Annotated in this window: 16 protein-coding genes; 11 read left to right on the top strand and 5 right to left on the bottom strand. The window is 62.9% G+C overall.

Annotation, left to right across the window (positions count from 1 at the left end; genetic code table 11):
- Positions 1-147: 147 nt before the first annotated feature.
- Positions 148-1,635, bottom strand: a complete 1,488-nt coding sequence (locus MB84_RS14050) for a DUF1800 domain-containing protein (RefSeq protein ID WP_046293809.1) — start codon at positions 1,633-1,635, stop codon at positions 148-150.
- Positions 1,636-2,516: 881 nt separating this feature from the next.
- On the opposite strand from MB84_RS14050, the gene ompR reads away from it, so the two are divergent.
- The 4 genes from ompR to MB84_RS14075 all read left to right on the top strand — a co-directional run bounded on the left by ompR (position 2,517) and on the right by MB84_RS14075 (position 6,153).
- Positions 2,517-3,242 carry an osmolarity response regulator transcription factor OmpR gene (ompR, locus tag MB84_RS14060; RefSeq protein WP_010808867.1) on the top strand — a complete coding sequence of 242 codons (726 nt, stop codon included), beginning with the start codon at positions 2,517-2,519 and terminating at the stop codon, positions 3,240-3,242.
- Positions 3,243-3,437: 195 nt separating this feature from the next.
- Positions 3,438-4,778 (top strand): ATP-binding protein, encoded by a 1,341-nt coding sequence (locus MB84_RS14065; RefSeq protein ID WP_157122729.1) that lies wholly within the window; start codon positions 3,438-3,440, stop codon positions 4,776-4,778.
- Between the two features lie 240 nt (positions 4,779-5,018).
- Entirely contained in the window at positions 5,019-5,567 is a 549-nt protein-coding gene (locus tag MB84_RS14070) for a peroxiredoxin (protein ID WP_046292231.1), read from the top strand.
- Between the two features lie 58 nt (positions 5,568-5,625).
- Positions 5,626-6,153: a carboxymuconolactone decarboxylase family protein gene (locus tag MB84_RS14075; RefSeq protein WP_046292232.1), complete on the top strand. Its 528-nt coding sequence runs from the start codon at positions 5,626-5,628 to the stop codon at positions 6,151-6,153.
- Positions 6,154-6,296: 143 nt separating this feature from the next.
- Here the strand turns inward: MB84_RS14075 and ispF are convergent, their stop codons facing one another.
- Complete coding sequence (ispF, locus tag MB84_RS14080; RefSeq protein ID WP_046292233.1) at positions 6,297-6,818, bottom strand: 2-C-methyl-D-erythritol 2,4-cyclodiphosphate synthase; 522 nt, start codon at positions 6,816-6,818, stop codon at positions 6,297-6,299.
- Positions 6,819-6,882: 64 nt separating this feature from the next.
- Positions 6,883-7,605 (bottom strand): 2-C-methyl-D-erythritol 4-phosphate cytidylyltransferase, encoded by a 723-nt coding sequence (gene ispD / locus MB84_RS14085; protein ID WP_046292234.1) that lies wholly within the window; start codon positions 7,603-7,605, stop codon positions 6,883-6,885.
- 108 nt (positions 7,606-7,713) lie between these two features.
- Here ispD and mfd point away from each other — a divergent pair, with 108 nt between their 5' ends.
- Both mfd and argE read left to right on the top strand, forming a co-directional pair.
- Positions 7,714-11,178 carry a transcription-repair coupling factor gene (mfd, locus tag MB84_RS14090; RefSeq protein WP_046293812.1) on the top strand — a complete coding sequence of 1,155 codons (3,465 nt, stop codon included), beginning with the start codon at positions 7,714-7,716 and terminating at the stop codon, positions 11,176-11,178.
- 288 nt (positions 11,179-11,466) lie between these two features.
- The gene (argE, locus tag MB84_RS14095; RefSeq protein ID WP_046292235.1) at positions 11,467-12,681 is read left to right on the top strand and encodes an acetylornithine deacetylase; all 1,215 of its coding nucleotides are present in this window, start codon (positions 11,467-11,469) and stop codon (positions 12,679-12,681) included.
- Positions 12,682-12,882: 201 nt separating this feature from the next.
- Here the strand turns inward: argE and MB84_RS14100 are convergent, their stop codons facing one another.
- On the bottom strand, positions 12,883-14,103 hold the full coding sequence (locus tag MB84_RS14100; protein WP_046289972.1) for an ISL3 family transposase: 1,221 nt from the start codon (positions 14,101-14,103) through the stop codon (positions 12,883-12,885).
- A 158-nt stretch (positions 14,104-14,261) separates the two neighbouring features.
- On the opposite strand from MB84_RS14100, the gene MB84_RS14105 reads away from it, so the two are divergent.
- From MB84_RS14105 to MB84_RS14125, 5 genes are all read left to right on the top strand, one after another.
- Positions 14,262-15,548, top strand: coding sequence for an MFS transporter (locus tag MB84_RS14105; RefSeq protein WP_046292236.1), 1,287 nt, complete (start codon positions 14,262-14,264; stop codon positions 15,546-15,548).
- Positions 15,549-15,664: 116 nt separating this feature from the next.
- Positions 15,665-16,693, top strand: coding sequence for a threonine/serine dehydratase family protein (locus tag MB84_RS14110; protein ID WP_046292237.1), 1,029 nt, complete (start codon positions 15,665-15,667; stop codon positions 16,691-16,693).
- A gap of 152 nt (positions 16,694-16,845) precedes the next feature.
- Positions 16,846-17,880, top strand: coding sequence for an ornithine cyclodeaminase family protein (locus MB84_RS14115; RefSeq protein WP_046292238.1), 1,035 nt, complete (start codon positions 16,846-16,848; stop codon positions 17,878-17,880).
- Positions 17,881-18,062: 182 nt separating this feature from the next.
- Positions 18,063-18,629, top strand: a complete 567-nt coding sequence (locus MB84_RS14120; protein WP_046292239.1) for a cysteine hydrolase family protein — start codon at positions 18,063-18,065, stop codon at positions 18,627-18,629.
- A 54-nt stretch (positions 18,630-18,683) separates the two neighbouring features.
- Positions 18,684-19,694: a GlxA family transcriptional regulator gene (locus MB84_RS14125; RefSeq protein WP_046292240.1), complete on the top strand. Its 1,011-nt coding sequence runs from the start codon at positions 18,684-18,686 to the stop codon at positions 19,692-19,694.
- A 2-nt stretch (positions 19,695-19,696) separates the two neighbouring features.
- On the opposite strand, the gene MB84_RS14130 is transcribed toward MB84_RS14125, so the two are convergent.
- Positions 19,697-23,983 carry a hypothetical protein gene (locus MB84_RS14130; RefSeq protein ID WP_046292241.1) on the bottom strand — a complete coding sequence of 1,429 codons (4,287 nt, stop codon included), beginning with the start codon at positions 23,981-23,983 and terminating at the stop codon, positions 19,697-19,699.
- Positions 23,984-24,102 lie beyond the last annotated feature (119 nt).

The following is a 24,102-nucleotide window of genomic DNA, read 5'->3' on the forward strand; positions in this document are numbered from 1 at the left end:
AGTCGCAAATCTACCTGTCACCCAACTCGCCATCGCCGGGCGTCCCAAGCGCCCGAATCGTCTCAGTCGCCGGAACTCCCCCGAACGCCCATGTCGTCATATTCGTTCCCATCGCAACAGTCTTCGCGATCGCCATCATCGTTTCCATCACTTCAACTGATATGCAGGGTCCATCAATAGCGCTTGCAGAAACGCCGCACTGTTGACGCCCTGCGTTTGCGGTGCCGCCGGGGAAAGGGGCAACACAGCACGCTGCAAGGACTCGCGCGCGTCCACGTCGGGCACGTCAACCGGCCCGAGCGAATAGGGCTGCAGCCACCGAGACAGATCGAAACGCACGCCCGCCACCGTTCTCGGCATCGGCTGCGCGGGGCGTAACGCCGCACGCTGCACGCCCGGCCCCGCCGACTGGGACGGCACTGTCATCGACGGGCCACCGGCATTGGCGTTCTCCGTCGCGCGGAACATGCGCTCGACGAACTGCTTGCGCGCGAGCAGCGTGGTGCTGTCGATCCACGCATCGCCACCCGGCCAGCCCTTCACGTTCGGCGGACGGAACAGATCCTGCCCGAGCACACGCATCTGCTGCGCGAGCATCTGCGGATCGTCATAGCCGATGTCGAACTGACGCACCGCATCCGTCACGAACTCGGACGGCGACTTCACCAGCGCACCCCGCGCACGCGCATCCCAAAATGCCGACGTGAGCAGCAAGGCGCGCAACGCGACACGAATGTCGTAGCCGCTCTCGCGGAACGTCGCGGCAATCCGTTCAACCTGCACCGGGTCGGGCGTCGGCGACACGAATTCGCGCCACAGTTTGCCGGTGATGAGCATTGCGGTTTCGGGGCGCGCCAGCAAAACGTCGAGCACCTGATCGCCGTCGAAGTCGCCCGTCCGGTTCAGCACCGTCTTCACGCCAGTATCGTGGAAATTGGCACGCCAGACGTAGGTCATCGTCGACCTGTCGATGCTCCATCCGGTGTAGGCGCGCGCCGCCTCGCGCACGTCCTGCTCGGTGTAATGCCCTTCGCCCAGCGTGAACAGCTCCATCACCTCACGCGCAAAGTTCTCGTTGGGACGCCCCTTGCGGCTGTTCGCGCCATCCAGATAGATGAGCATCGCGGGATCCTTCGACACCTCGTGCAGCATCACGCCGAAGTTGCCCAGCGCGTTCGCGCGAAGCAGCACGTTCTGGCGATAGAGCACGGCCGGTTCACGCACTTTGTCGTCGCTCGAAACGAAGTGGTTATGCCAGAACATCGTCATGCGTTCGGTCAGCGGCGATGGCGTCGTCGCCATCTCCTGCGCCCACCACGCCTTGAGCGACGCCGACATGCGATTGCGACGCTCATTGAGCTCACGGCGCTGCGCATCGGTCATGCCCTTGTCCTGCACACTGGCCAACGGCGGCTCCGAGACCCACGCCGGAGGCGGCGTAACCGCTGTGCGGCGTGTCTGCTCCAGCAGCCGGTCGACAGCCTGCGCACGAGTCAGGCCGACGAAGGGCGCCAGTTCGCGGGCGTCGGGCGCGTAGCCGGTGCGCGTGAGCAGGTAGCGCGCTTCATCGGCCGTCAGTTCGCGGCGGGATGCATCGACGCCGGGCGTCGCCGACTTCGATGTCCGGGTACGCACCGGCTGGGCGACGTGTTGCGCATCCGCATGACGCGAGCCGGATGCATAGGCGACCGGCGACGCAAGGCAAGCCGCCGCTGCCGCTCCCGAGAGAACCGTCAAACGCACACAAAGGAATTTCGCGCTGATTAATAGTGACGATAGAGACACGACCGAAGGCGCCGATACTCCGTCCGTCCCGGGCGACGCCATCGAAACAGGCAATCCATCGCCTGACTCGGCATTGCGGACGCAAAAAAAGCCAGCGTCGGCAGAGGCTGGCGGGGTTCGGTTTTGCTTCATGTCACGCTCTCGTCAAAGTGGCGTCACTGGCGTTTTCGGAAGAAGCGTTCGCGGCGTTTCCCATCTGGCCCGAACAATCGGATACGGGACACGCGAGCGTCGTGTCAGTGACTATACAGTTCACGCACGGCGTCTTGAATGTGTTGACGCAGCAATCGTCGGTCTTCCGACGACATATGTCCATTGGGACGTCGCCCGGGCGGCGTATTCGGGAGGTCGTCGTTGCGGCGATCTGCGTTGGGATCGCTCGCCGGGGCATTCTTGGCGGGGTTGCGCGGCGACGGTGCGGGGGCCGCGCGTTGAATCTGAGAGACACTCGCGCCCTGATGCTGCGTACTGAAATGTGCGACGGGACGGGCATAGGTCACGCCCAGGTGTCCCCAGAGCATGATTCCCCCGAACAGTAGCGTAAACTCAGCAGCCCATCTCATCTTGTGCGTATGTCCTTCATGCCATGCGGCTGTTTTTGCCCTGGCAGGGGTGCAAGTGTACCCACTGCCTATGGTCAGCGCACAAGCCGTAGGGTAAATTGTGTAACCCTTTGTAACCCGCTTTGGCGGCCTCCTCAGTTCGCAACATTTCGGGCTAAGATACGTGGCATGGAAAACAAAAACTCTCCCAAAATTCTGGTTGTCGACGACGATCCGCGCCTGCGCGACCTGCTTCGTCGTTACCTCGGGGAACAGGGTTTCAATGTCTTTGTGGCCGAAAATGCAACGGCCATGAACAAGCTTTGGGTGCGCGAGCGCTTCGACTTGCTCGTGCTGGACCTGATGCTCCCCGGTGAAGACGGTCTCTCTATTTGCCGCCGTCTGCGTGGCGCGAATGACCGCACGCCGATCATCATGTTAACGGCCAAAGGCGAGGATGTCGACCGTATCGTCGGCCTCGAGATGGGCGCCGACGACTATCTTCCCAAACCTTTCAATCCGCGCGAACTCGTCGCGCGCATTCACGCCGTTCTGCGTCGTCAGGCCCCGCCCGAACTCCCGGGTGCGCCCAGCGAAACGATGGAAACCTTCGAGTTCGGCGACTTCGCCCTGAACCTCGCTACGCGCACCCTCACCAAGAACGGCCAGGAAATTGCCCTGACCACCGGCGAGTTCTCCGTCCTCAAGGTCTTCGCACGTCACCCGCGTCAGCCGCTCTCGCGGGAAAAACTCATGGAGCTCGCGCGCGGTCGCGAATACGAGGTCTTCGACCGGAGCCTCGACGTGCAGATCTCGCGTCTGCGCAAGCTCATCGAACCGGACCCGGGCAGCCCCCGCTTCATTCAGACGGTGTGGGGCCTCGGCTACGTCTTCATCCCGGACGGCGGCGCGTGATCGCGCATCACGTCGCGCGCTGTAAAACGACGCCGGTCGCGATCCATTCGCGCACCGGCGTCTTGTCTTGCCTCACTTCGCAATTCCCGCAATTCATGTCGTCTGCCCTGGCGCCCATGAGTCTCCGTCATTTCGAATCTTGCGCGCTTCGGACTTTCCGACCCGCCGACGTCACGCATTAGACGGAGCAACCCCATGCATCCGATTCGGATGGTACGCGGGCTGTTCGGCGGTCTGTTCTGGCGTACCTTTTTCCTCATCGCACTACTCATCGGCGTCAGCCTCGCCGCGTGGTATCAGAGCTTTCGCGTAATCGAACGCGAGCCGCGCGCGCAGCGCGTCGCACAGCAACTCGTCTCCATCGTCAAACTCACGCGCACCGCCCTGCTCTATTCCGAGCCGGACCTGCGCCGCGCGCTGCTGCAAGATCTGGAAAGTAACGAAGGCATTCGCGTCTATCCGCGCGAACCGGCCGATTCGATCGAGAAGCAACCCAGCGGCGTCGTGCAGGACCTGATCGTGCGCGACGTACAGCGCCGCCTCGGCACCGACACCGTCATCGCCGCCTCGGTCAACGAGATCCCCGCCATGTGGATCAGCTTCAAGATCGATGAAGACGACTACTGGGTCGCCATCGAGCAAGACCGGATCGACACGGCGACAGGCCTTCAACTCTTCAGTTGGGGGACGTTCGCGCTCGCCCTCTCGCTCATCGGCGCGGCGTTCATAACGGCGCTCGTGAACCGGCCGTTCGCACGACTCGCCCACGCAGCCCGCGCCATCGGCGAAGGTCAGCGCCCCGACCCCTTGCCCGAGCGCGGCATGGGCGAAGCGGCCGAGGCCAACCGAAGTTTCAATCAGATGGTGGAGGAACTCGACCGACTCGAAGCCGACCGTGCGCTGATGCTCGCCGGTATCTCGCACGATCTGCGTACTCCGCTCGCACGCCTGCGTCTCGAGACAGAAATGAGCCCGTCGGACGAAACGGTAAAGCGCGACATGATCAGCGACATCGAGCAAATGGACGAGATCATCGGACGCTTCCTCGATTACGCCCGCCCCGCTTCGCGCGCGGCACAGGCCGTGGACCTATCCGAAATCGCGCGCGATGCGGCAAGCGCTTTCGAAGGGCGCGACGAGGTCAACATCAGCGTCGAACTTGCCGATACGGCGCTGATACTGGCCGAGCGCACGGACCTCAAGCGTCTGCTCACGAACCTGATCGAAAACGCTCGCAAGTACGGCCGCGATGCGCAAACCGACATCGCCAACATCCACATCTCCACGCGCGTGCTCGGCGAACGCGTCGAGATGCGCGTGCGCGATACCGGCCCGGGTATCCCCGAGGAACAATTGCACCTCGTGTTCCGTCCCTTCTATCGTGTGGACACCGCCCGCACGAAGGCCGACGGGACAGGCCTGGGCATGGCCATCGTGCAGCGCATCGCAACGCGCTACAAAGGTCACGCCTCGCTGCGTAACGTGCACCCCGGCTCCGGCCTTGAAATCACGGTGTCATTTCCGCTTGCTAAATAAGTGTTTGATGTGATCGGGCGAAAATTTGGCTATCCTCAAGGTTTGGCCTCGCCCGAAGCCGCAAAATCCTATCGACGGGATTTGTTTTAACTATCCCCCGCATAAAAATAAGCTATTGCCATCATAATATCGATAGCGTATACTGCTTTAGTTGACCGGGATCGCGTGAACTCGGTCAGTTGCCAGTTTTGATGTCCTTTTGGCATCACGACATAAACCGCACTAATTTAGGAGTAATCGATGAAGACTGTCGGCGATAAACTCGAAGCGTTCTCGGTCGAAGCGGCCAAGCCTGGTTTCAACAACCACGAAGAAAACGGCGTGTCGGCTTTCGAAACGATCACCGAAGCCTCGTTCCCGGGCAAGTGGAAGATCATCTACTTCTACCCGAAGGACTTCACTTTCGTGTGCCCGACCGAAATCGTGGAATTCGGCAAGCTGGCTAACGACTTCTCGGATCGTGACGCAGTGCTGCTCGGCGGCTCGGGCGACAACGAATTCGTGAAGCTGGCATGGCGCCGTGAGCACAAGGACCTGAACAAGCTGAACCACTACTCGTTCGGCGACACGACCGGTGCTCTGATCGACCAACTGGGCGTGCGTGACAAGCAAGCTGGCGTGGCGCTGCGTGCAACGTTCATCGTTGACCCGGACAACGTCATCCAGCACGTTTCGGTGAACAACCTGAACGTCGGCCGTAACCCGGAAGAAGTGCTGCGTATTCTGGATGGTCTGCAAACGGACGAACTCTGCCCGTGCAACCGTGCAGTCGGCGGTGAAACGCTCTAAGCGTCTCCCGAAGCCCGCGCAAGCGGGCTTTTTCAGCCCAAAGCAATAGGAGAAATTTATGGAATTCATCACCGCGATTAAGGCGCAGATCCCTGACTACGCCAAGGACATCCGCCTGAACCTCGACGGCACCATCGTCCGCTCCTCGCTGGAAGGCAACGACGCCGTCGGCGTGGCCCTCGCCGCTGCGTTTGCGGCCAAGAGCCAGCCGCTCGTCAAGGCAATTCGCGAAGCTGGCGTGCTGGCCCCGGAAGAGCTGGAAGGCGCGTTGACCGCGGCCGCGCTCATGGGCATGAACAACACCTGGTATCCGTATCTCGAGATGGCCGACAACGCCGAGCTCAAGAACGAAAAGGCCCAGCTGCGCATGAATGGTTACGCCACGCGCGGCGGTGTCGACCAGCGCCGCTTCGAGATGTACGCGCTGGCCGCGTCCATCGTCGGCAAGTGCCACTTCTGCGTGAAGTCGCACGCGCAGCTGCTCAGCGCCGAGCATGGCATGAGCACCGCGCAATTGCGTGACATCGGCCGTATCGCCGCCGTCATCAATGCTGCGGCTCAGGTGATCGCTGCCGAAGCTGCATAAGTGGCATAAGTGGCATAAGCTGCATAAGCTGCATAAGCGTCGATACGTCGTCGCCAAACAAAAACGGCGCTACCGGACGAACCCGGTAGCGCCGTTTGTCCGACTGACGGTAAGGTCAGAGACTTACGCGAACCTCGGCAACATTAGCGTCCGATCAGCAACGCCGCCGCTTGCGCTTCAATGCCTTCCTGACGTCCGAGGTAGCCCAGCTTTTCGTTGGTCTTCGCCTTGACATTCACCTGCGCGACGCTCACGCCCAGCGCATCCGCAATCGACTGCGTCATCGCTGCGATATGCGGCGCGAGCTTCGGGGCCTGTGCGATGACGGTGCAATCGACGTTCAGGATCTCGTAACCTTGCTCACGCACGCGGCGCATCGCCTCCTTGAGCAAAACGACGCTGTTCGCACCCTTGAACGTCGGATCGGTATCCGGGAAGTGACGGCCGATGTCGCCCAGCCCAGCGGCACCGAGCACTGCATCGGTGATCGCATGCAGCAGCACGTCGGCGTCCGAGTGGCCCAGCAGGCCGCGCTCGAACGGAATGGTCACGCCGCCCATGATCAGCGCACGGCCCGGCACGAGCGCATGCACGTCGTAGCCCTGACCGATACGGAGTTTGGACAGCGCAGCCAGCGAAACAGGAGAAACAGCTTGTTCAGTCATGTGGAATCTTGAAATCGCCAGGGGCGGAAATACGGTACGTCAATTCACGTCGGAAGGTCGATGCTCAGGCCGGTTTGGCGGTGCCGAGGAATGCCTCGGCCAGTGCGAAATCTTCGGGATACGTCACCTTGAAGTTGCGCAGGCTGCCGCGTACGAGCTTCGGCGCGTGGCCGATGCGCTCGATGGCGCTGGCCTCGTCGGTGACTTCGGCCCCGGCGGCGAGCGCGTCTTCCAGCGCATGGCGGAGCATGCCGAGACGGAACATCTGAGGCGTCTGCGCCTGCCAGAGCCCATCGCGCGACTCGGTCGCCTGAATCGCCGCGAGCTTGCCCTTCTCGACCGGGGGCTGTTCACGCTTGAGCGTATCGGCGACGGGCAGCGCCAGAATACCGCCGACGGGATCGTCGCGCAGCGCGCCCACGAGCGTACGGATCAGTTCAGGCGTAATGCCGGGACGCGCCGCATCGTGCACGAGCACCCAGTCGGTGTCCTGCGCGCCGAACTCGGTGAGCGCCTGAAGCCCGCCCAGCACCGACGCATGGCGCGACGGGCCGCCGCAGCGGCGCACGGCAAAACGCAACGTGCCGAAACGTCGTCCGTCGAAATGATTGTCGTCCGGCGCCAGCACCAGCACGGTCTGCGCGAATTCGGAACAGGCGTCGAACGCGGCGAGCGCATAGTGAAGCATGGGACGTCCGCCGACGCTTCGGTATTGCTTGGGCACGTCGGCCCCGGCGCGCACACCAGCCCCGGCACACGGGATCACGGCAAAAAGTCGGTCGCTCACGATAATACGCAGGTAAGGATAAAGCAGGGATTTTATAATAGACACTGACTGTCACGGGGCCCCATGCAAATGGAGCCCCGTGCTTTGCCATTTCTGCAACGTTTTCTTATGTCCGCCGCCAACGCCCTATCCCGTAATACCGTGCCTGTGCCGCTCGTGAAAGCGGGACAGCGTTACGCTTTCGCCGGTTCGCACGCATCGAGCGATGCCCTGCTCATCGCCCGCTATTTCGAAGAGAATCGCGAACGCCTGCCGTTGCTGGCCGTCGTGTGCGCGCAGGCGACAGATGCCTTGCGACTTCAGCAAGAGCTGAAGTGGTGCGCACCCGACGCCCGCGTGCGCCTGCTCCCCGATTGGGAGACGCTGCCCTACGACACGTTCTCGCCGCACCAGGATCTGGTCTCCGAGCGTCTTGCCACGCTGCACGATCTCGGCGAAAAGCGCTGCGACATCGTGCTTGTGCCCGCAACCACGGCGCTCTATCGCATGGCGCCCGCCAGCTATATGGCGGCCTACACGTTCTTCTTCACGCAGGGCGAACGGCTCGACGAAGCGCGTCTGAAGTCGCAACTGACGCTCGCGGGCTACGAGCACGTGAGTCAAGTGATGCGCCCCGGCGAATACTGCGTGCGCGGCGGCCTGATCGACCTCTACCCGATGGGCTCGGCACTGCCGTACCGTCTCGATCTGTTCGACGACACCATCGACAGCATTCGTGCGTTCGATCCCGACACGCAGCGCAGCCTGTACCCGGTGAAGGAAGTGCGTCTGCTGCCCGGCCGGGAATTCCCGTTCGACGAGCCCGCCCGCACCGCCTTCCGGGGCCGTTGGCGCGAAGTCTTCGAAGGGGATCCGAGCCGCAGCCCGATCTACAAGGACATCGGCAGCGGCGTGCCGTCGGCCGGTATCGAGTACTACCTGCCGCTGTTCTTCGAAGAGACGGCCACGCTGTTTCACTATCTGCCAGCGGACGCGCAACTCGTTTTCGTCGGCGATCTCGACGCAGCCATCAACCGCTTCTGGAACGACACCCGCCAGCGCTACAACTTCCTGTCGCACGATCGCGAGCGTCCGGTGCTGCCGCCGGAGCAGCTGTTCCTGCTCGATCAGGACTTCTTCACGCTCGCCAAGCCCTTCGCGCGGCTGACGCTGCCCACGCCCGGCGATGGCAGTTGGGCAATTCCGCTGCCGCCGTTGGCGATCAACCGTCGTGCGGACGATCCACTCGCCGCCCTGCGCGCCTATCTGGCACGCACGCCCGCGCGCGTGCTGCTGTGCGCCGACTCGGCTGGCCGTCGCGAGACGCTGCTGCAACTGCTGCACGACAACGACCTGCGCCCGACAAGCGTCGAGTCGCTCGAAGATTTTCTGACGTCGGACAAGCGCTTCTCGATCGGTGTCGCCCCGCTGGCGGCCGGTTTCCTGCTGCCGACGGAAGACCTCGCCTTCGTCACCGAGAACGAGCTTTACGAAGGGCTCGCCCGTCGCGCCGGCAAGCGCCGCCAGGAGCAGGCGACGTCGGTCGACTCGATGGTGCGCGATCTGGCCGAGCTGAAGGTCGGCGACCCGGTCGTCCACAGTCAGCACGGCATCGGCCGCTATCAAGGCCTCGTCAGCATGGATCTCGGCGAAGGCGAAACCGAGTTCCTGCATCTCGAATACTCGGGCGACAGCAAGCTGTACGTGCCGGTCTCGCAACTGCATCTGATTTCGCGCTACAGCGGCGCAGATCCGGACACCGCGCCGCTGCACTCGCTCGGCTCCGGCCAGTGGGAGAAGGCCAAACGCAAGGCCGCACAACAGATTCGCGACACCGCGGCCGAACTGCTCAACCTGTACGCCCGCCGTGCCGCGCGCTCGGGCTATGCGTTCGAGCTGTCGCCGCGCGATTACGAGAAGTTTGCGGACAGCTTCGGCTTCGAAGAAACGCCGGATCAGGCCGCCGCCATTGCCGCCGTGATGAGCGATATGACGAGCGGCCGCCCGATGGATCGTCTGGTTTGCGGGGACGTGGGCTTCGGCAAGACCGAAGTCGCACTGCGCGCCGCCTTCATCGCCGTCCTCGACGGCAAGCAGGTTGCCATTCTCGCCCCCACGACGCTGCTCGCCGAGCAGCACGCGCAAACCTTCTCCGACCGCTTTGCCGACTGGCCGGTGCGCATTGCCGAACTCTCGCGCTTCAAGACGACGAAGGAAGTGAACGCGAGCGTGAAGGCGATCAACGAAGGCCAGGTCGATATCGTGATCGGCACGCACAAGCTGCTCTCGAACGATATCCAGTTCCAGCGCCTCGGCCTTGTCATCATTGACGAAGAACACCGCTTCGGCGTGCGTCAGAAGGAAGCGCTCAAGGCGTTGCGCGCCGAAGTGGACATGCTAACGCTGACGGCTACGCCGATCCCGCGTACGCTGGGCATGGCGCTCGAAGGCTTGCGCGACTTCTCGGTGATCGCCACCGCGCCGCAGAAGCGTCTGGCGATCAAGACCTTCGTGCGACGCGAGGAAGACGGTGTGATCCGCGAAGCCATGCTGCGCGAACTCAAGCGCGGCGGGCAGGTGTACTTCCTCCACAACGAGGTGGAGACGATCGAGAACCGCAAGGCGCAACTCGAAGCGCTCGTGCCCGAAGCGCGCATCGTCGTCGCCCACGGCCAGATGCACGAGCGCGATCTCGAGCGGGTGATGCGTGACTTCGTGACACAACGCGCCAACGTACTGCTGTGTACGACCATCATCGAGACGGGCATCGACGTGCCGACGGCCAACACGATCCTGATGCATCGCGCCGACAAGTTCGGTCTGGCGCAGTTGCACCAGTTGCGCGGCCGCGTGGGCCGTTCGCACCATCAGGCCTACGCCTATCTGCTCGTGCACGATCCGAAGTCGCTCACCAAGCAGGCGCAGCGCCGTCTCGAAGCCATTCAGCAGATGGAAGAACTCGGCGCAGGCTTTTACCTCGCCATGCACGATCTGGAAATTCGCGGTGCTGGCGAAGTGCTGGGCGACAAGCAGTCCGGGGAAATTCACGAGATCGGCTTCCAGTTGTACACCGACATGCTGGCGGACGCCGTGAGCGCCCTCAAAGCCGGTCGCGAGCCGGACCTCACCGCCCCGCTCGCCGCCACGACGGAAATCAACCTGCACGTGCCTGCGATTCTGCCGAGCGACTACTGCGGTGACGTTCAGGAGCGTCTCTCGTTGTACAAACGTCTCGCCAACGGCACGCACCCCGACGCCATCGACACGATTCAGGAAGAACTCGTCGACCGCTTCGGCAAGCTGCCGCAACAGGCGCAGGCGCTTATCGAGACGCACCGGCTGCGGCTGCTGGCCAAACCGCTCGGCATCGTCAAGATCGACGCCAGCGAAGAAGCCATCGCGCTGCAATTCGAGCCGACGCCCCCCGTCGACCCGATGCGCATCATCGAACTGGTGCAGAAACACCGCCACATCAAGCTCGCCGGACAAGACAAGCTGCGCATCGAAGTGAAACACGCACAGCTGACCGACCGCGTGCGCGCAATCAAGGAAACGTTGCGCGCGCTGGGCTCACCCAGCGCGAAAGCGGCCTGAGTTTCAGGCTGCCCTCCAGCACACGATGCTTGCCCGGAACACTTTAAGCGCCAAATAAAAGGAGCAAACTTCGTGTGCACTGCAGCAATTTCCATTCCACCGCTTTTTCGCACGTCCGGGCAAACCCGCGCCCGGCGTGCGTTTTCCCGCGAGGCAAGAATGGTTGTTCACACAACCTTTTACCTCTAAATTATTTTTGAGTAACATTTCCCAGTAGCAATACGTATTCAACGTGATCGACGCATTGAACGTATTGATCGTATGACTGGAAGATTCCCGGAGATTCGAATGACAAGCGCTTCCCAAGCTATCGCCCCGCAGGCCACCAACGAGGCTCAGCCGGCATCGGTCGACTGGATCTCGAAGCTGGTCAGCATCGACACGACGAGCCGCGAATCGAACCTCGGCCTGATCGAGACGGTGCGCGACAGCCTCCAACAAGCCGGTGTCGAACCGTGGCTGTCGTATGACGCCACGAAGCGTAAGGCCAACCTGTTCGTCACCCTGCCCGCTGCCGACGGCAACACCCAGGGCGGCATCGTCCTCTCGGGTCACACCGACGTCGTGCCGGTCGACGGCCAGGCGTGGGACACCGATCCGTTCAAGCCGGTCGTGCGCGACGGCAACCTGTACGGGCGTGGCACGTGCGACATGAAGGGCTTCATCGGCTCGGTCATGACGATGCTGCCGCAAATGCGCGACGCCAAGCTCAAGACGCCGTTCCACTTCGCCTTTTCGTACGACGAAGAAATCGGCTGCGTGGGCGCACCGGTCATGCTCGCCGAACTGCGCGAGCGCGGCATCCGCCCCGACGGCTCCATCGTGGGCGAGCCGACGAGCATGCGCGTGATCGTCGCGCACAAGGGCATCAACGCCTACCAGTGCTGCGTGCGTGGTCATGCAGCGCACTCGTCGCTCACGCCGAAGGGTTCGAACGCCATCGAGTACGCCGCGCGCCTGATTTGCTACATCCGCGATCTGGCCGATCACTTCAAGCAGAACGGTCCGTTCGACGAACTGTTCGACGTGCCGTTCACCACGGCGCAGACGGGCACGATCTCGGGCGGCATCGCCCTGAACACGATTCCGGCGCTGTGCGAGTTCGTCTTCGAATATCGCAACCTGCCGGGTGTCGACGCCGAAGGCATCTTCGCGCGCATTCAGGAATATGCGGTGAGCGAGTTGGTGCCGAAGATGCAGAAGGAGCATCCGAACGCGGGCATCGAGTTCAAGAAGATTGCGGCCGCCCCGGCGCTCGACGCCTCGGAGCAGGACGCCGTCACCCAACTCGTGCGTGCGCTCACCAAGGACACCGACAAGCGCAAGGTCGCCTACGGCACCGAAGCGGGTCAGTTCCAGCTCGCAGGCGTGCCGTCGATCGTGTGCGGCCCGGGCAACATCGAGCAAGCCCACAAGCCCAACGAGTTCGTGTCGCTCGAACAGATCGCGCAGTGCGAATCGTTCCTGCAAAAGCTGCTGCGCAGCAACACCGTCGGCGCCTGAGCGTGACTCTCGGCTCGAATCGCTTCGGGCCGATGCAACATTCCTGTTCAGGGACGTGGTCAGCACGACCGCCTTCCAACCGGGCCGTATTCCGTTCGCCGGATGCGGCCCGTTGCCTTCGAAGCAAGTGCATCACCGGTTTCAGGAAGCACCCAAGCAGTACGAATGCAGCACGCAGTATCAGACGCCTTAAAAAAAGGTTCATTGAGCATTACCGGGGAAGGCGGCGCGGATTTTGAGGAAGAAGTATTCCTGGTCTCGGTAGCCGTAGGCGCGCCGCTTAATGACCTTGATAGTGTTGTTAATGCCCTCAACGATGCTGGTGTTTAGACGATGTCGGCATCTGGCCAGGATGCCATGCAGATAGCCTTTCAGACGCTGAGCGAAGGTGTTCAAGGGGGCTATTCCGCTTTGCTCGGCCTGCTCGCACCAGTGGTGCCAGGCTTGTTTTGCCCAGGCAGGTCTTCGGTAGAACCAGAGCCGCTTGAGTTCGTCCCTCAGGACATAGACCGTCAGCAGCGGCTGGTTGGCTTGCAGCAATTCGTCGAGCCGGACGGCCTGCTGCCGGTCTAGCTTGTCGCGGTTGCGCAATAACAGCCAGCGGCTCGATTTGATGACCCGGCGCGCGGGACGGTCCTGGCGCAGTTGGTTGGCCTGATCCACGCGCACCCGATCAATGACCTCTCGTCCGTACTTGGCCACGACATGGAACAAGTCATAGACGATCTCCGCCCGTGGGCAGTGGGCCTGGATTTCTAACTCGTAGGCCGTAGTCATGTCGATGGCTACGGCCTTGATGCGTTGGGCGACCCCACGCGGCAATTGCTCGAAGAACGCCCGAGCCGTCTCGCGTGAGCGTCCTGGGCCGATCCACAGCACCTGCCTGCTGATCGGATCGACGACTACCGTCGCGTACCGATGCCCTTTATGCAGGGCGAACTCGTCCATCGCTAAATACTCGATCCTGGACCAATCCGGTTCGCGCACTGACGCTCGGAGCCGGGCCTTGTCCAGCGTCTTGACGGTATGCCAACCCAGCTCGAAGAACCTCGCCACCGCCTGCACGTTGCTCGATTGCAGCAATTGGCTGCAGGCCGCCGCAAGCCGATCCGTCACCCGCTGGTAGCGACCCAGCCAAGTAAGCCGCTCCAGGCGCGGGCCACCGCATTGCTCACACAACAAGCGCCGGCGTGGAACATGAAGAACAACCCGGTACTCAAATAACGGCAGATCTCGCACCCGGCGCACCGTGGTCTCATGGACCTGGCGACATCGTGCGCCGCACTGCTCGCACAGCATCACCTTGGCGGTTGGCTTCAAATAGATCGACAGCGTGCGCCCTGTGCCCTCGGGCCACTCCACGCGTTCGACGGCATAGCCCTGCCAGCCTCCCAGCGACTCCAGCAGCTTGCGATCCAGCATCTCCACGCACTCCTGATGGCAAATTCCTGCCATCAAGAGTACGAAAACTTGTCAAATCCCTCCACGCTATTGCGCGATGAACCTAAAAAAAGGCGCACAGGACATTCATCCGCAAGATAACAAGCACGTACGCCAGACAGGTTTTGGAGATCTCGCCCATGAGCGCAAGCGCAGCCCCCAACGCGACGGCACAAGCCAGTCGCACTTCCCCGCACGCCTGGCGTGTGATCGTATCGGCCTCGATCGGTAACGCGCTCGAATGGTTCGATCTCGTGGTGTACGGCTTCTTCGCCGTGACCATCGCGAAACTGTTCTTTCCGACCGGCAACGACACGGTGTCGCTGCTGCTCACGCTCGGCACGTTCGGAGTGTCGTTCTTCATGCGTCCGCTGGGCGCCATCGTGATCGGCGCATACGCCGACCGCGCGGGACGTAAAGCCGCCCTCACCCTTTCGATCCTGATGATGATGGTCGGTACGCTGCTCATCGCGATCATGCCGACGTACTCCGCCATCGGTGTGCTCGCGCCTGTGGGCATCGTCATCGCCCGCATGGTTCAGGGCTTCTCGGCTGGCGGAGAATTCGGTAGCGCGACGGCGTTTCTCGCCGAACACGCGCCGCAGCGTCGTGGCTTCTTCTCCAGCTGGCAGGTCGCGTCGCAAGGTCTCACAACGTTGCTGGCCGCCGGCTTCGGCGCACTGCTGACGGGCAACCTGTCGCCTGAAGCGATGGCCTCGTGGGGCTGGCGCGTGCCGTTCTTCTTCGGCCTGCTGATCGGCCCGGTGGCGTACTACATTCGCCGCCGTCTGGACGAGACGCCCGAGTTCCTCGACATCGAACCGACGCAAAGTCCGCTGCGCGACACCTTCGCGAGCCAGAAGGAGCGCCTGCTGCTCGCCATCGGCGTGGTGGTGATGGCCACCGTTGCGACGTATCTCGTGCTCTACATGCCGACGTACGCCGTCAAGCAACTGGGTCTGCCATCGTCGGCTGCCTTCTCGGCGGTGCTGCTCACCGGCGTGGTGCAACTGATCGTCGCACCGATCGTCGGGCACTGGTCGGACACGCACGGTCGCATCAAGCCGATGCTCGCGGCCGCCGTGGCGCTGCTGGTGCTCGTCTACCCGATGTTCCGCTTCCTCGACGCGAACCCGACGTTCGGCTCGCTGATGGTGTTCCAGATCGTGCTCGGCCTGCTGATGACGACTTACTTCGGCGCGCTGCCCGCGCTGCTCACGGAACTGTTCCCGGTGCAGGTGCGTACCACGGGCCTCTCGCTCGGCTACAACATCGCGGCGACCGTGTTCGGTGGCTTCGCACCGTTTATCATCACGTGGCTGATCGGTGCGACGGGCAACAAGCTCGCGCCGAGCTTCTATCTGATTTTCGCAGCGCTCATCAGCATTACCGCGCTGCTGCGCAGCCGCAAGATCGGCATGCGCTGAGTCCGAGTCCGATCATCGGTGCAGCGATAAGGGGCGGGCAACATTGCCCGCCCCTTATCGCCTGGAGATTGCACCGACATGGCATCGGATTCCTTAACTACGGAGACACAGTCCAAGTGACGCAATCGACCCCTGCCCTGCACGACGAGACCATCGACGGCCAACCCGTCCCGACGAAAGACACCATTGCCGCGCTACACGAAAAGCTGAAGCCCTACGTGCGCACGACGCCGGTCTTCACGCGTCACGACTTTCCGACGCTCGACAATACCGAAGTGACGTTCAAGTACGAACTGTTGCAGGCGTCGGGGACGTTCAAGGCCCGCGGCGCCTTCTCGAACCTGCTCTCGCTCGACGATGCACAACGCAAGGCAGGCGTGACATGCGTGTCCGCCGGCAACCACGCTGTGGCAGTCGCTTACGCGGCGCAGGCGATGGGTGTGGCCGCCAAGACGGTCATGCTCAAGACGGCCAGCCCGGCACGCTCGTCGCTGTGCCGCGAGTACGGCGCCGACCTGATCCTCGCGGAGAACGTCCATGAGGCGTTTGAGGTCGTCAAGCGCGTGGAGCAGGAGGAAGGCCGCTACTTCGTGCATCCGTTCAACGGCTATCGCACGATTCTCGGCACCGCCACGCTCGGCTACGAATGGATCCAGCAGACCCCGAACCTCGACGCCGTGATCGTCCCCATCGGCGGCGGCGGTCTGATCTCGGGTGTGGCCACCGCCATCAAGCTGTTCGCGCCGCACGTGAAGGTCTACGGCGTGGAGCCCGCCGGTGCCGACGCCATGGCGCAGAGTTTCGTGCAAGGCGGCCCGACCAAGATGGGGCCGATGACGGGCATCGCGGACAGTCTCATGGCGCCGCACACCGAGTTGTACGGCTACACGCTGTGCCGTCGTCATATCGACGAACTCGTGATCGTGACCGACGACGAAATGCGCGCTGGCATGCTCACGCTGTTCCGTCAGTTGAAACTGGCGGTGGAGCCGGCGTGTGCGGCTGCGACGGCTGCGTTGATGGGCCCGCTGCGCGACAAGCTCACGGGCAAGCGCGTCGGTGTCCTGCTGTGCGGGACGAACACCGATACCGCGACGTTCAACCGTCACATCGAAGCCGCGCTCGCGGCAGAAGCGAACGGTTAAGCGTCCGTTTTCGTATTGCTCTGAGTAGTGCCTGACGCGACCCGATGGTCGCGTCTTCGTTTGGCGCTCAGCTGTTGGCATCGCCGAACAAACGCCAGACAAACGACAGACAAACGCCCGACCATCGCACGATACGTTCACAAGGATTTCGCATGTCAGCTTCCGCCACCCATTCCGCTTCGCCGCCTGTCCTGTTGCTCGACGCCGCGCAAATCGCCGCACTGATGCCGGTCGCCGAAGCGATGCCGGTCATGTCCGACATGTTCGGTGCGCTCGCCCGCGAGCAAATTCACCTGCCGCTGCGCCAGATCATTCGTCCGCCGGAAGCGCTCGGCGCGAAAGGCATGCTGGGCATGATGCCCGCATTCCTCGGCAGCGCCGCAGGCGGTGAGTCGGTCTACGGCGCGAAGGTCGGCACGTTCTTCCCCGGCAACAGCACCGTCGGCAAGGACCCGCATCAGGGCTGTGTTCTGCTGATGAGCGGCGAGACGGGTGAGCTCCTCGCCGTCATGAATGCGGCCGAGATCACCGGCATTCGCACCGCTGCGGTCACCGGGCTGGCGACAAGTCTGCTCGCGCGCCATGACGCCTCGCGTCTCGCGCTGGTCGGCGCAGGCCATCAGGCCCACTGGCACCTCGCTGCGCTGGCGGCGGCGCGACCGCTGCACCATGTGCGCGTGGCAAGTCGTTCGCTCGCCTCCGCGCAGGCCTTCGTCGACAAGGAACAGCCCAATTACGGCTTCCGACTGGAAGCCATACAGCGTGTCGAAGACGCCGTGCGCGACGCCGACATCGTGGTGACGGTGACGAACTCGACCGACCCGGTGCTTCGCGCCGAATGGATCGCACCGGGCACGCACGTGAATCTCGTCGGCAGCAGCACGCCGCGCCATCGCGAAGCGGACACCCTGCTGATGGCACGGGCGCAATTGTTCGTCGACCGCCGCGAATCGACGCTCAACGAGTCGGGTGACTATCTGGCTGCCGCCGCCGAGGGGCGCATCGGCCCGGACGACCTGCTCGCGGAACTGGGCGAACTCGTCACCCGATCCCATCCGGGACGCACCGACGCCGAGTCCGTCACCCTGTTCAAATCGCTCGGCATGGGGGCGCAGGACGTGGCGCTGGCAGCAGCGCTCTATCGTCGCGCGATGGCCGACGACGTTGGCGTGCGGGCGTCTGTCTGAAGCGCCTGAGCCTGATGGGCACGCGCTGACACGTCGAATCCGGAAGACGCCGCCTTGCGAAGCCGATCAAAAGATATTACCGATGTCCGAATCGGTCCGGTTCCGGTCTTCTCCGGGTCTATCGGCACGACGGTAGCATGCGTAAGATGGCGCCATTGTCCCCACGCAACGGAGTCACCTTCATGTCGCAAGCTCAGCAAACACAAACGTCGCGCACCGCCTTGATCGTCATCGATGCGCAGGAGTCTTTCCGTCAACGTCCGTTCTGGCGGGAAGACGATCTGGCGGTGTATTTCGCGCGCCAACAGGCGCTCATCGACGGCGCAGTGGCGCGTGGTGTTCCCATCGTTCAGGTGTTTCACGTCGCGTCGGGCCCGTTCTCCCGCGAGTCGGGCTTCGTGCGCACGCTCGAAGAACTGCACTTGACGCCGGACTTCACCGTCGACAAGACCAAGCACAGCGCGCTGGCCGGTTCCACGCTCGGCGCATGGCTCGTCGCGCACGGCATCACGCGACTGATCGTCTCCGGGGTCCGCACTGAGCAGTGCTGCGAGACCACCACCCGCGCGGCATCAGATGCAGGCTATCAGGTCGATTTCGTGACCGAGGCTACGCTCACCTTCCCGATGCGGCATCCGCGCACCGGCCGCGAGCTGTCCACTGCCGAGCTCAAGGAGCGCACGGAAACCGTGCTGGTCGATCGCTTCGCCCGCATCGTGACCGTTGAGGAAGCGCTCGCAGCGGTGTAAGGTGTGGGCAAGATCTCCCATCGCTGTCCGAATCCGTCCTGAGACGTTTGCGCGATGCCAAGACTGCAACCTGTCTACCTTCTGGCGATGCCGAATGCGCTGCTACTCGACATTGCCGCCCCGGCCGAAGCGTTGCGCATCGCGAATCATCAACAGGACGAGATTCGCTTCGCGCTGCATTACGTCGGCACGCAGCCGTCGGTAGCGACATCGATCGGTTTGTGTGTCTCGCCACTCGACGTGCTGCCCGATTCGGTACCGGACGACGCGTGGGTGGTCGTCACCGGTACCGTCGAAAAGGCGTTGCCTGTGCAAACGTTCCGTGATGGCATGCCGCCGGACATCGCCCCTGCCCCGCTGCCGGATGCCGAAGCGCAGGCCATCGCATGGCTGCGGCGCATCGTGCGTCCGACGCATCAGCTGATATGCATCTGCACAGGCGCGTTGCTCGCTGCGCGCGCCGGGTTACTCGACGCCCTCGCGTGTACGACTCATCACGGCAGTTGTGACGCGCTTCGCACGCTCGCCCCCGGCGCACGCGTGGCCGACAACCGCCTCTATGTTCGCGACGGCAACGTCTGGACCAGTGCCGGCGTCACGACGGGCCTCGATCTGATGCTCACGCTCATTGCCGATGCGACCAGCCCGGTGTGCGCGGCCGCCGTCGCCCGGCAGATGGTCGTATACGCGCGTCGCGCCGGAGCCGATCCGCAGTTGTCACCGTGGCTCGAAGGGCGCAATCATCTGCATCCCGCTCTGCACCGCGTGCAAGACGCCATCGCCGCCGAACCCGCCCACGACTGGACCCTCGCCGCGATGGCGGACATCGCCTGCACGAGCGAGCGGCACGTGACGCGACTGTTTCGCGAGCATGCGGGCGTCGCACCTGTCGATTACCTGCATCGCCTGCGCATCGCGCTCGCCCGGGAGATGCTGGGCAATAGTCAGCTGGATCTCGAACACATCGCGCAACGCGCCGGGTTCGGCTCAAGTCGTCATCTGCGCCGCGTATGGCACAAGTTCGACACGCTCCCGCCCAGCCGGGCTCGCGGAAGCGCCGGGTGACGTCAAGTGCTACCGGACGTCGCGTGCGTTGGCCAGTCGGGTGAACGGAGCAATACGCCGCCCGGCATGAAATTGCCGGGTAAAGCGCCGGGCATGACAGTGTAGGTCCGCGCCGCGTTCAACGCCGCGTCTGCGGTATCGAAATCGACGTACTTGATGCAACGCGCAGCGCCGTGCTTCTGGTAGAAATCGCCCCAGTCGACCACGCTCGATACATAGATATCGCTCATCAGCGGCGGCGCATTGCCGAGCGTTCGTCTCGGCAGGAAATCGACGACAACGCGATCCACATATCCGTGCGTCACCCACGACCTGAACGTGTCCCCTTCGCCCGTGGCAATCACGGCAAGCGACACGCGCGGTCTGAACTGATCGGGAGCGGACCAGGATGTAATCAGCCGATAGGCGATGCTCGTGAATCCATACCCTGTCAATGTCTCCCGGGCCGCATCCAGCATCGCCGCCGTCGCGCCGCCCAACGCCAGTGCACTCGTTGCGCTTCGTTCGTCCTGCATTGCACTCACGCTCGGGTGTGCGAGCAATGCCTCGCTCAGAACGGCGACGTTCAGACTCCCGGCTTCGAACTCAGGCGGTGGCGGCTCGGCGAAGACACCCGGTGTATCGCTCTCGATCCAGAAGTGGAAGGTCTCGCCGTCGCGACGCCAGGCATTGTCGGCGTCGGACCATGCGATATCGCCATCGGTGCGCGTCAGATCGATCGACGTCAGATCGAGACGTGGCGCGAGGTCCGTTCCCACATTCCTCACCACCGCCACCCGCCCCCCGCCCAGACTCAACATGTCGTCGTAGCCGCCTTCGGCGTTCGGATCGGCAGACGTCGGGCGCGCAAGAATGCGATAGCCCCGGGGAACCTGTCGCAGCAACTGTGTTCCCTGCAATCTCACGAGCTGAGGCGCCGTACTCTGCCGCCCACAAAATAAGGTCGGACCCGGAATCTGCTGCCACATGCTGGCAACTGCGGCACCGAACTTCCCATCTTGCAAACCTCGTCCGGCAGCAAGCATCGCCGCCACAAAATCGATATCCCCCATTCCCGACTCGACGAGACTCGCGACGTCATCGCTGACACGCGCTTCGATACGGCACCCCTGCACCGACTCGACGAGCCGTGCCGCCAAGGCCGTCGCGTCGCTCAGGCTGTCGTCCGTCACCCCGCGCGGAAATACGTCGTCAAAGAACTCACGGATCGCCGTACCGACGCCGTTTGCCAGCCAAAGGCTCGGAGCGTTTTGCGGCCCGTCGACCGGTTCATTGAGGTAAATCACCTCCGAAGCCTGATTGGGCAATGCGCGGGTGACACCTTGAATGCTCGCGATGAGCGATTGGGTATCCACACCCGGCAATGTCTGCGCCGCCTGCGTCGCCAGTTTGAGAATGCCGTCGCCCACCGTGCTGCGCTGCTGCATGGTCAATTCAATCTGGTCGCGAAAGTCTTCCGTGACCCGGTCGGTATCGCAATTCGCATCCGGGCTAGCGAGTACGACGCTCAGGTCGCGACCGCGCATGGTGTCCGCGACGGCCTCGCTCATGTGCCTCTCGACGAATCGGCGCAGCGAATCGTTCTCGTTCCCCCGGACGCGCAACGTCGCTTCTCCACTGTCGATGAGCGCCATCACCTCGCAGGTCGTCAACGAGATCAGCAGACGGCCTTCGTCTCCGACGATGCCCACAACACCCGGTAGCCGCACGGCGTTCACCGTCACCGGACGGAAAACGGCGTCGCCCCGGAGCGCGCGCAATATCAGTCGGCGATGCGTCGTCTCGGTGATGTGCGATGCCTGTAAATGCCAGCGCATGAGACCGCGCCGGACGCGCGAGAGGACCTCCGCGAACGCCAGCCTGAAAGCCGGTGCATTCCAGTGGGCAGCCATCGCCGCCGCAGACGCCAGCGGGTCCGACCCACCCGCCTGCGGGCGCGCTGCGCCTGCCAACGTTGACGGGGTGGAGGCAGTTGAAGTCGTTGAGGTCGCTGAAGTCGTTGAGGTCGTCGAGACAGCCGATGGCGGAAGCGGAAATGACACCACGTTCGCGAGGCGTTGCGACGATGATGCGCCAGGCACGATGCGCCCTGCGCGCGCATACCACGCGTCTACGAAGGTCCCCCATTGTTCGAGCGCCCGTTTCGAGCGCCCTCGCCTGCGTTCCTGGCTATCACCGTCCAGAGACCAGGGGTGAACGATGGCCGCGCGGACAGATTCAGCCTCGCTCTGTTTAACTCTGGACGGCTCGGACGTTGTCGGCACCCTCGGCCAGACGCCGACTGGATCGGGCATCGGCTTACGCCAGTCGGGTCTGCGGTCGTCCAACGATTCGACATACAAAGCACCTTCAACGAACGCACCGTCAACGGCCCCGCACCGAACGCGCCCGTCGTCGAGAAACTCGAATACCTCCTGAGACACGCGTCCAATACGGTACGTGGGCAACGCCGTGTTTCTCCCCAGGGTTCTGTCGCCGTCGTCGACGGCCGACCCCAGCAGCTTTCCCGACCCGCTTGTCACCGCAGAAAAGAACATGGTGCCGTCGGGATAGGTCAACGCGACACAGTAGCCCTCGGGCAAACGCATCAGTTCGTCCAGCGAAGTGACCTGCATACGCCCCGCCCCCAGAAACCGGTCGACGTGATTTTCGCTTTCGGTCATGGGCGCTGCCTGTTCGCCATCGGTCAGCAAACGCCGATAGGCCTTGATACGGCTCAACCCGACCCATGCCGGTTCCTGAGCGAGGGTGTCCTCGCGGCGTTCGGCTTTGACGATGGCCCGAATGTCGTCGGCGAACTGCTTACGCTGTTCGCTTACCAGTGGCCACGCGTTCATGAAGCTAATAAGGTGTTCCGACGCCACCCGGGCCGATTCCCCATCCTCGAAAAGCGCGTCGGCAATCGAGTCGAGCGTTGCAGAGCCAAACGAGCGGAACATCGTTTCCAGGGCCTTGGACAACGACATCTCAAGATGAATGCGTTTGAGCTCTTCGAGATCCGCCGTCTTCGCCCGTTCGGCGAGCAACGCGTAAGTGCCAAGGTGAGCACCGACCTCGACCATCAGCGACATAGCGCTCTTGGCGAACCTCCCCTTCACGGCGAAGGCCGCAGCAAAGGAGGCGCTGACGATTTTGAGGTAGTTGAACACGATATGCTGCGCCTGATTCAGGCGACGTTCATCGCGCACCCTTTGGGTGATGATGACCATGTCGCGATCGCTATACGCGCGACGCATTTCCGCAATCCACATCGCGAGATAGAGTGACTGACAGGTCTCGAACCTGAAATAGGGCTTGCGCCAGACCTCGTCGTAAAGAGCGCCGAGAGGGTTGCCAGGGGGGGCCGGGGTCGCAGTGTCGCCAGCTTCCCGGTTGGAAGGCGCACACGACCAATGATTCTTTGTAGACACCGGACCGATCTGGAATCGCATACGACTACTCCGCAGCGGGCTTTCCATCCGTTGCAAGAGGACCGGAGACATATGCATGCTGATGAACTCCTGAAACGCCTGAGTCACCTCGACACCCGGCCACCACCAGAAATGTGTCGCGTGCTTGATCGAGATCAGCAGCACCCCGTCACCATCTGCCTGCGACACGGATAGCAAACCAGCCAGTACCTCGCCGTCGAACGATATCAAGCGCACCGGGCCGTGGCCTACCCGAACCCGGGTGCGGGCCCCGGGGCCGCCCATATGCTGCGCATGCGGCGGTAGCATGGCAGCCCCGGCGCGACTGCCGGGAGGGACATGGCGCTCCCAACTAAGCGACGTAGCATCGAACAACACGCCGGTGAATACCTCCTTTACATAGTCCTCGTGCGCTTTCATCAGAACCGCCGAATCCTGCGCCGTCTTTAGTTGCTGTTCATCGCGCGCCAAGAGTGCGGTTCGGAATTCATCCCGGTCTACGGCTGCGAGAAGGCGCTGTGCAACGGGGTCGACGACACGTACCGATTCGACGCGCTGGTGACCACCGGTCACCTCGAACTCATCCCCATAGTGCAACCCCAAGGCGATGTCGCGCACCGTAAAATGCTTGGTCTCGTGCACTTCGACAAACGAAAAACTGAACGATTGCCTGTCCGGCGAGCGGCCGCGTCGGCTGTATCTCACCTCGACCTTCGCATTCCACGGCAATGCCGTTTTGACGCTGAAAACGATCAGCCCTTGTTTGCGAAGCACCGCTTCCATTTGCTTTTCAATGGCCAGATGCGCCTGTTTGACGTGCTTATCCATCACGTGCGCCGACTCTGCGAGCCTGTCGGTCGCATCGATCAGATCCAGCATCTCTCTGAGCGTGACGGGCACGTCGGTCTGAATCAGGGTCTTCGCGTCCTGAGGCGGGTGGAGGTGATGCAGGGGCCGTTGCTCCAACGATCGTCGCACCAACCGTTCCCCCAGATCGA

It is taken from the genome of Pandoraea oxalativorans, assembly GCF_000972785.3.
In the GTDB taxonomy this organism is placed as follows: Bacteria; Pseudomonadota; Gammaproteobacteria; order Burkholderiales; family Burkholderiaceae; genus Pandoraea; species Pandoraea oxalativorans.

What these genes read in the sequence shown, in the direction of transcription:
- ompR (WP_010808867.1), top strand. Translation starts at nt 2,517, where the DNA reads ATGGAAAACAAAAACTCTCCCAAAATTCTGGTTGTCGACGACGATCCG.
- MB84_RS14065 (WP_157122729.1), top strand. Translation starts at nt 3,438, where the DNA reads ATGCATCCGATTCGGATGGTACGCGGGCTGTTCGGCGGTCTGTTCTGG.
- MB84_RS14070 (WP_046292231.1), top strand. Translation starts at nt 5,019, where the DNA reads ATGAAGACTGTCGGCGATAAACTCGAAGCGTTCTCGGTCGAAGCGGCC.
- MB84_RS14075 (WP_046292232.1), top strand. Translation starts at nt 5,626, where the DNA reads ATGGAATTCATCACCGCGATTAAGGCGCAGATCCCTGACTACGCCAAG.
- ispF (WP_046292233.1), bottom strand. Translation starts at nt 6,818, where the DNA reads ATGACTGAACAAGCTGTTTCTCCTGTTTCGCTGGCTGCGCTGTCCAAA.
- mfd (WP_046293812.1), top strand. Translation starts at nt 7,714, where the DNA reads ATGTCCGCCGCCAACGCCCTATCCCGTAATACCGTGCCTGTGCCGCTC.
- argE (WP_046292235.1), top strand. Translation starts at nt 11,467, where the DNA reads ATGACAAGCGCTTCCCAAGCTATCGCCCCGCAGGCCACCAACGAGGCT.
- MB84_RS14100 (WP_046289972.1), bottom strand. Translation starts at nt 14,103, where the DNA reads ATGCTGGATCGCAAGCTGCTGGAGTCGCTGGGAGGCTGGCAGGGCTAT.
- MB84_RS14105 (WP_046292236.1), top strand. Translation starts at nt 14,262, where the DNA reads ATGAGCGCAAGCGCAGCCCCCAACGCGACGGCACAAGCCAGTCGCACT.
- MB84_RS14115 (WP_046292238.1), top strand. Translation starts at nt 16,846, where the DNA reads ATGTCAGCTTCCGCCACCCATTCCGCTTCGCCGCCTGTCCTGTTGCTC.
- MB84_RS14120 (WP_046292239.1), top strand. Translation starts at nt 18,063, where the DNA reads ATGTCGCAAGCTCAGCAAACACAAACGTCGCGCACCGCCTTGATCGTC.
- MB84_RS14125 (WP_046292240.1), top strand. Translation starts at nt 18,684, where the DNA reads ATGCCAAGACTGCAACCTGTCTACCTTCTGGCGATGCCGAATGCGCTG.
- MB84_RS14130 (WP_046292241.1), bottom strand. Translation starts at nt 23,983, where the DNA reads ATGCTGGATCTGATCGATGCGACCGACAGGCTCGCAGAGTCGGCGCAC.